4 protein-coding genes and 2 pseudogenes are annotated in these 5,544 nt (G+C 30.4%); all 6 read right to left on the reverse strand.

What is annotated here, in order from left to right; all coding sequences use genetic code 11:
• Positions 1-573, reverse strand: a pseudogene (locus tag T483_RS0118135) (tagaturonate reductase); the annotation flags it as partial.
• A 333-nt stretch (positions 574-906) separates the two neighbouring features.
• Positions 907-1,857 carry a sugar kinase gene (locus tag T483_RS0118140; protein WP_026888105.1) on the reverse strand — a complete coding sequence of 317 codons (951 nt, stop codon included), beginning with the start codon at positions 1,855-1,857 and terminating at the stop codon, positions 907-909.
• 1 nt (position 1,858) lies between these two features.
• On the reverse strand, positions 1,859-2,506 hold the full coding sequence (locus tag T483_RS0118145; RefSeq protein WP_026888106.1) for a bifunctional 4-hydroxy-2-oxoglutarate aldolase/2-dehydro-3-deoxy-phosphogluconate aldolase: 648 nt from the start codon (positions 2,504-2,506) through the stop codon (positions 1,859-1,861).
• A 687-nt stretch (positions 2,507-3,193) separates the two neighbouring features.
• Positions 3,194-4,600 (reverse strand): glycoside-pentoside-hexuronide (GPH):cation symporter, encoded by a 1,407-nt coding sequence (locus tag T483_RS0118150; RefSeq protein ID WP_026888107.1) that lies wholly within the window; start codon positions 4,598-4,600, stop codon positions 3,194-3,196.
• Between the two features lie 52 nt (positions 4,601-4,652).
• A complete protein-coding gene (locus T483_RS0118155) occupies positions 4,653-5,075 on the reverse strand; it encodes an HIT family protein (RefSeq protein WP_026888108.1) in 423 nt (140 codons plus the stop codon).
• Positions 5,076-5,160: 85 nt separating this feature from the next.
• Positions 5,161-5,544 (reverse strand): annotated as a pseudogene (locus T483_RS0118160) (tagaturonate reductase); the annotation flags it as partial.

The following is a 5,544-nucleotide window of genomic DNA, read 5'->3' on the forward strand; positions in this document are numbered from 1 at the left end:
ATTCCATATTTCTGCATACTTTAATACTATTTCTTTAAGTTTTTCACCATTTCTATCAATAAGCTCACATGGGATTATTATAAAACCTTTACTATTGTCCCCATTAAACGCAGTAAATCTACGAAACAAAAATGAAGTTAACTTACCCGGAAAACTTTTTTGACATCCTTCATTTAATTTATCATTCTTATCAAAAGCAATTCCTGCTTCTGTTGTATTTGACACTATAAATCTCAATTCTGGATTTTCTGCAACTTTTAAATATTCATTATAATCTCTATAAGGATTAATCCCTCTACTTATACTATTGATTACTTTATGTGTTTTTATAGCTTTTCCGCCTTGAACACCTTGAAGATAAAGAGTAAATAACCCATCTTGCTCATTTAGCATATTAACTAGTCCGCCTTCTTGGGGCTGTACTACTACAACACTTCCATTGAAATTTGCTTCTTCATTCATTTTGTCAATTTGCCAATCAACAAATGCTCTTAGGAAATTTCCTTCCCCAAATTGTAATACTTTCTCAGGATAAGTCTTAAAATCTTTGTATAGTTCCTTATTTAATTTCATTAGTTATTCCCCCTAAGTTTTTCTTTATTAAAAATATCCTAAACTAATTTCAATGAACAATTTACAATGCAAATATTATTACTTTACTATTTGAGTCACCTCAATCATTAATAGCAATTTGAATCTATAGCTTATTAAAGATAAGTAAAAGTTTATTTTAAATATTATTTAAAGTTTATAATTTAGAGATAGAATACACTTAAAATTTAATTATCAAAATAATCCTCTTTACTTATCCTTAAATCTAATTAGCATTTTATATGGAGAAAATCTTTTTAATAACATTGACATTTTCCATATTTAGAAATATAGTGCTATTTATTTTATAAAACTCTATCTTTCAACGCCCTGCTTTTTTCCTATAAATTCCATAAGCTGTTCATAATATGGATACCCCTCCATATCACCTTGCACCAATGTTGCCATAGCTCCAACGCCATTAGCATATTGTCCAATTTCATTTAGTGGTAGTTTTTCTAAATATCCAGCTAAAAATCCAGCTGCAAAGCCATCGCCTGCTCCAGCTGTATCTTGAATTAAATCTGAGACATTATATCCTGAAACTTTGACTCCTTCTTTTTTATCTTTTATATAACATCCTTCTGCACCCAATTTTACTGCGACTATTTTTGCTTCCTTTTTTAAAAAAAAATCTGCTACTTCATCTTCATTAGTTAATCCTAATAAAAGTTCTGCTTCATCTAATCCAGGCATTACAATGTCCACCCTACTAGCAATATCCACCAAAGTCTTTTTAGCTTCATCAATCGTCCATAATTTAAGTCTAATATTAGGATCAAACGATACTAGTATATTGTTTTCTTTGGCTATCTCTATTGCTCTATACACTGTTCTTCTACAGCTCTCTGATAAGGCTGGTGTTATACCAGTAATATGAAGAATTTTAGCCTGCTTAATATATTCTTCATCTATATCCTCTGGTGACAAGCTACTTGCAGCAGAATTCTTTCTATAATAATATACATTGGGATTACTACGTTGATAACGCTCTTTAAAAAGAAGTCCTGTAGTTCTCTCCTTATCAATTATTACTCTTGATGTATCTACTCCTTCTGCTTTTATGGCACTTATAACAAATCTTCCGAATTCATCATCTGAAACTTTTGAGAACCAGCCCGCGCTATGATTTAATTTCGCAATGGCAGTAGCAACATTTGATTCAGCACCACCAAGTGACTTAGAAAAAGTATTAACGTGTCTCAACGGACCACTAATATTAGGACTAAATACAACCATTGATTCCCCAAAAGTTAAAACATCCATTTTAGATATTCTCCTTCGCTTTTCTATATGCATTCATAAATTCTGTAGCAGTTCTCTGAACCAAATCATAATCACCTGTTTTTGCGCCTTTAGTTAAATCGCCTCCAGTCCCTACTACGACTGCTCCTGCTTCAATCCACTCATGTAAGTTAGTTACGCTAACACCACCTGTTGGCATAAAATCCCCTTGAGGAAGCGGACCCTTAAATGATTTAATTACTGATGGGCCATAGAGATTAGCTGGGAATATTTTGACCACATCAACACCATATTCAAAAGCTGTAATAGCATCCTTAACAGTCATTACTCCCGGCATAACTAGAATCTTATATCTGTTACAAAGCTTTATAGTATCAATATCTAAACTTGGGCTTACAATAAATTGTGCTCCTGCTAAAATACAAGCTCTTGCTGTCTCGCTGTCTAATACAGTTCCTGCTCCAACAGTTACATCTGTGCCTTTATATTTTTCAGCGACTTCTTTAATCACTTCAACAGGATTTGGAACTGTCATAGTAAGCTCCATTACTTTTACTCCACCTCTTGAAACAGCATCTACGATTTTAAGAGCTTCTTCTTTTGAATCTCCCCTCACAACTGCGACAACTCCTGCTTCTTTTATATTTTTCAAAATTTCTTCTCGTCTCATTGTTACACCTCAGATTCTTTTTTTGATTAATATTTTTATAATAAATATATAAAGTTCTAGATAATAAAATTATTTAGTTTAAATTCTTAACATCCTAAATTAAACTCTAATCAATTAAATTTTTTAGAATACTTATATAGTATAGCTTTCAGTATTTATTTTTTAATGATCCTATTTTGTGTTATTATAATCAATTAAATACACAGTTCTTAAAATGGTTAACTTAAAATATTATTAATAAATTATAGTATGAAAATTATGGGTTTGAAGAATTCTATATTATTTTAAAGTCTATACTTATTGATCTTCTGTATTTTTAAGAACTGTGCTATATATTAAATAAGTCTTATAGCTTATTTATATATCAAAACATTTTTCCTTTAATCTCTATATCAAATTACTATTTATAAGTATTTTGATACAATAAACCATATTCGTTCACGCTAACAATTAGAGGTCGAACAATTGTTAACGTGAACAATTTTAGTTAAAAATTATTTAAGTTATATTTCTATTATAATATCAATTTTAAAAATATGCAATACTTTTTTGTGAACGTTAACAGTTTTTTACAAGTATCTAAATTTTATTGAATACAAAATATAAAACACTATCAACTCTCAAAATATAAGTTGATAGTGTTTTATTATTCATAAATAAATATCAGAGTATTTATCTATGTCGTTATTATTCTAAAATTCCTTTTTCCCATTTTCCTTCTTGTAAGTCTTGAGCAACTTTTCTATACTTGTCATCTGGTAAGTTGTGTAATATACCTACTACAAGAGCAGCCAAAGCTAAAGCTACTGCTGGATATAATGTCATTGCTCCCTTAATTCCAAGTAATGTTTCTGCACTTTGTTGTGCATTTGCAACGTATCCAGTCATGCCTAATACACTTGCACTAACAAGTGCTGCCATAGATTGTGCAATTTTTCTTGAGAAGTTAAATGCAGCATAAGTTACGCCTTCTTTTCGTATTCCAGTATGCCAATGACCATAGTCAATTGCATCTGTTACGAATGCCCAAGTAACTCCATTTGGAATAGCTAATGCTACGTATCCAATTGTAACAAGAACCGTAAAAGTTGTTGGATTTGTTGGTATTACAAAGTTCAATCCATTAGCTACAATTCCAATCAATAGTCCTGCAATCGCTGTTTTCTTTTTACCAAAATGTTTTACTAAGAACGGAATAGCGAATATACCTATTACAGAACATCCTATCATTATACCATTAACTTTTGGTTGAAGTTTAATATCCCCTAAGTTATATTGACAAAAGAAAATCATCATTTGGTTATTAGTGTTCATAGCTGATATTGTAAATAATTGCATAAGAATTAAGCATAGTAATGGTCTATTTGTAAATACAACCCTGAAATAATCTTTAGCAGATGCTTTTTCTGACTTGCCTTCTCTATTAACTACAACGTGTTCCTTTGTATTGGCAAAACAGATAAAGAATGAAATAACTCCTATAACAGCCATAACTGCAGCTGCAACTGGATAACCAACTTTTTTATCACTAAACATCATAAGAATAGGTACAAAAGCTACCCCTGTTATTAATTGCGCTCCTAATGAACCTGCTTGTCTAAATGTAGCCAACTGACTTCTATCCTCTACATCCCTTGTCATAACTGATGCTAACGATCCATAAGGAACATTAGTGAATGAGTACACAAGACCCCAAATCATATATGTTGCATAACCGTATATAATCTTAGATGAAAGTGGCATATCAGGCATAGTAAAAGTAATAATTGTAAGCAATGCAAGAATTATACTTGAAATCATCATTACAGGTCTAAATTTTCCTAATTTACCTGCTTTTCTACTATCTATCAGCGATCCTGCTAATGGATCCATAAATGCATCGAATATCTTTGTAAATGCAAATATTCCTCCAACTGCTCCAGCACTAATTCCACATGTATCTATGAAAAACTTTGTCAGATATGATTGACCTAAGTCAAACATAAATCCATTACCAAAATCTCCAAAACCATAAGAAATTTTTTCTCTTAAACTTAATTTAACGTTTCCATTATTAGCATTAGTTGGTGCATTTTTGTCAACAGAATTTAACATTCTTTTTCCTCCGTATCTTTAATTTAATTAATTTTTATTCATTAATTCAATATTATAAATTCTCTTTTATTTTACAAATTAGGTTTTGGTATTCATCATCGCTTAAATATACTTTTTGTGGATTCATCTCAAAAGTTTTCCCCCACGATGGACCTCCTTCATATTTAGGTACAATATGAAGATGAAGATGTTTCATCGTATCAGCAAATGCTCCATAATTTACTTTATCAGGGTTAAACGCTTTATGGATTGCTTTAGCTACCTTTCTAGCATCATTTATGAAAGCTGCTGCTTCCTCTTCAGTCAAATCCCCTATTTCACTTTTATGTTCCTTATAAACAACGTTACATCTTCCACTATAAGTTTGTTCCTTAAACAAATATACTGTTGATACATCCAAATCACAAATCTTAATCATTAAAGAATCTAAATCTTGATTCTTTGAACAATAAAAACAATTTTCATCAAAACTCATTTATTTACCTCCTTATTATTCATATTTTATATATATTTATTTATCATGCAATTAAGAAAATTTAATTGCATGGTAATAAACTTCATTATAAGACTTCTTTAACAGCGTCTTTCATTCCTACTTTTTCAATTATTTCTAGATATCTTGAAACTTCATCAGTTAAATTAGGAATTTCATTTAAATTACTTCCCCAATTCTTTTCGTATGCAAGAACGGATGTTACAATTTTGTTTATTCCTTCTTTTGTTCCATCATGTTTTTCCCATAATTCCTTAAATAATTCTAATATATCTTCATCATCTGCTAGTTGAATATCTTCTTCTCCTCTTTTTCCTTTATAGAATTCTATTAAGGATGCAAGGGAGAATACTAACTTCTTAGGAAGTACACCTTTTCTCTTTATATATTCAGTTAAACTTGGCAAATCTCTTGTTTTGTATTTAGATAGTGAATTTAAGGCTATACTCAT

This window comes from Clostridium beijerinckii HUN142, assembly GCF_000621745.1.
GTDB lineage: Bacteria > Bacillota > Clostridia > Clostridiales > Clostridiaceae > Clostridium > Clostridium beijerinckii_A.